Annotated in this window: 2 rRNA genes; both read left to right on the forward strand. The window is 58.7% G+C overall.

Annotation, left to right across the window (positions count from 1 at the left end):
- Positions 1–70 precede the first annotated feature (70 nt).
- Positions 71–3002: ribosomal RNA gene (locus tag ACTTK6_RS15695) — 23S ribosomal RNA — on the forward strand.
- Between the two features lie 65 nt (positions 3003–3067).
- A 5S ribosomal RNA gene (gene rrf, locus ACTTK6_RS15700) occupies positions 3068–3152 on the forward strand; the annotation flags it as partial.

Consider the following 3152-nt stretch of genomic DNA (forward strand, 5'->3'; position numbering starts at 1 on the left):
ACACACAAGCAACACAAGGCGGCCGGTTTACGAACCGGCGGCCGCGTCGAAGAATGACCGCGTATCGAGTGGTTAAGAAGAAAAGGGCGCACGGTGGATGCCTTGGCACTAGGAGCCGATGAAGGACGCGACGAACGGCGAAACGCTCCGGGGAGCTGTACGTAAGCTTTGATCCGGAGATGTCCGAATGGGGGAACCCGCCTTCCGTCATGGGAAGGCGTCCGGCCGCTGAACACATAGGCGGCGGACGGTAGACCCGGAGAACTGAAACATCTTAGTACCCGGAGGAAGAGAAAGCAAACGCGATTTCCCGAGTAGCGGCGAGCGAAACGGAATCAGCCCAAACCGGGATGCTTGCATCCCGGGGTTGTAGGACCCCGCACGGCAGGCGGGGAGGATAGGCGAAGCGGCCTGGAACGGCCCGCCAGAGACGGTAACAGCCCGGTAGCCGGCATCCTCCCCCCGCCGGGGGTATCCTGAGTACGACGGGACACGAGAAATCCCGTCGGAAGCTGGGAGGACCATCTCCCAAGGCTAAATACTCCCTAGTGACCGATAGTGAACCAGTACCGTGAGGGAAAGGTGAAAAGCACCCCGGAAGGGGAGTGAAACAGATCCTGAAACCGTGTGCCTACAAGAAGTCGGAGCCCGTTAAGGGGTGACGGCGTGCCTTTTGTAGAATGAACCGGCGAGTTACGCTCGTCTGCAAGGTTAAGCCGCAAAGGCGGAGCCGCAGCGAAAGCGAGTCTGAAGAGGGCGATCAAGTAGGCGGGCGTAGACCCGAAACCAGGTGATCTACCCATGACCAGGGTGAAGGCCAGGTAACACTGGCTGGAGGCCCGAACCCACGCAAGTTGAAAATTGCGGGGATGAGTCGTGGGTAGCGGTGAAATGCCAATCGAACCTGGAGATAGCTGGTTCTCCCCGAAATAGCTTTAGGGCTAGCCTCGGGTACGAGAGTCCTGGAGGTAGAGCACTGATTGGACGAGGGGTCCTTCCCGGATTACCGAATTCAGTCAAACTCCGAATGCCAGCGACTTGCTGCCCGGGAGTCAGACGGCGAGTGCTAAGATCCGTCGTCGAGAGGGAAACAGCCCAGACCACCGGCTAAGGTCCCTAAGTCTGCGTTAAGTGGAAAAGGATGTGGAGTTGCTTAGACAACTAGGATGTTGGCTTAGAAGCAGCCATCATTGAAAGAGTGCGTAATAGCTCACTAGTCGAGTGACTCTGCGCCGACAATGTACCGGGGCTAAACGCAGCACCGAAGCCGTGGACTCTCCCGCATGGGAGAGATGGTAGGGGAGCGTTCCAGGGGCCCCGAAGCCGGACCGTGAGGACCGGTGGAGCGCCTGGAAGTGAGAATGCCGGTATGAGTAGCGAAAAGAAGGGTGAGAATCCCTTCCGTCGAAAACCCAAGGTTTCCTGAGGAAGGCTCGTCCGCTCAGGGTTAGTCGGGTCCTAAGCCGAGGCCGATAGGCGTAGGCGATGGAAAACAGGTTGATATTCCTGTACCACCTCCGTTCCATTTGAGTGATGGGGGGACGCAGGCAGGCACGGCCGCGCGCTAATGGACATGCGCGTTGAAGCTGGCAAGGCCGGGGGAGCGGCAAATCCCTCCCCCAGACGGCCAAGCGGTGACCAGGAGGGCCCTACGGGGCCCGAAGGGCCGGCACCTACCCTGCCAAGAAAAGCCTCTAGCGAGGAACGTGGTGCCCGTACCGTAAACCGACACAGGTAGGTGGGATGAGTATTCTAAGACGCGCGGGAAAACTCTCGTTAAGGAACTCGGCAAAAGGACCCCGTAACTTCGGGAGAAGGGGTGCTCCCCGGGGTGCATAGCCCCAGGGAGCCGCAGTGAAAGGGCCCAAGCGACTGTTTATCAAAAACACAGGTCTCTGCGAAGCCGTAAGGCGAAGTATAGGGGCTGACACCTGCCCGGTGCTGGAAGGTTAAGAGGAGGCGTTATCCCCCTCCGGGGGAGAAGCGCCGAATTGAAGCCCCAGTAAACGGCGGCCGTAACTATAACGGTCCTAAGGTAGCGAAATTCCTTGTCGGGTAAGTTCCGACCCGCACGAAAGGTGCAACGACTTGGGCACTGTCTCAACGAGAGACCCGGTGAAATTATAATACCTGTGAAGATGCAGGTTCCCCGCGACAGGACGGAAAGACCCCATGGAGCTTTACTGTAGCTTGACATTGGATGTGGGTACCACTTGTACAGGATAGGTAGGAGCCATCGAATCCGGACCGCCAGGTTCGGAGGAGGCGCTGGTGGGATACTACCCTGGTGGTATCGACATTCTAACCGCAGGCCGTGATCCGGCCTCGGGACCGTGTCAGGTGGGCAGTTTGACTGGGGCGGTCGCCTCCCAAACAGTAACGGAGGCGCCCAATGGTTCCCTCAGAATGGTCGGACATCATTCGCAGAGTGCAAAGGCACAAGGGAGCTTGACTGCGAGACCCACAAGTCGAGCAGGGACGAAAGTCGGGCTTAGTGATCCGGCGGCACCGCATGGAAGGGCCGTCGCTCAACGGATAAAAGCTACCCTGGGGATAACAGGCTAATCTCTCCCAAGAGTTCACATCGACGGGGAGGTTTGGCACCTCGATGTCGGCTCATCGCATCCTGGGGCTGAAGTAGGTCCCAAGGGTTGGGCTGTTCGCCCATTAAAGCGGTACGCGAGCTGGGTTCAGAACGTCGTGAGACAGTTCGGTCCCTATCCGTCGCGGGCGCAGGAAAGGTGAAAGGAGCTGTCCTTAGTACGAGAGGACCGGGATGGACACACCGCTGGTGTACCAGTTGTTCCGCCAGGAGCACTGCTGGGTAGCTACGTGTGGACGGGATAAGTGCTGAAAGCATCTAAGCATGAAGCCCCCCTTAAGATGACCTTTCCCCTCTACGGAGATAAGACCCCTTGGAGATGACGAGGTAGATAGGTCCGGCGTGGACGCATGGCGACATGTGCAGCGGACGGATACTAATCGGTCGAAGTCTTATCCACGCTCAGCACGATACGCGGCGGTGGCCGCGGTCTCGGTATTTGGTTGTCAGGGCCCGACGGGCCGGTCCGGTGGCAACAGCGAAGAGGCCCCACCCGTTCCCATGCCGAACACGGAAGTTAAGCTCTTCAGCGTTGATGATAGCCGGGGGC

It is taken from the genome of Marinococcus salis (assembly GCF_054971365.1).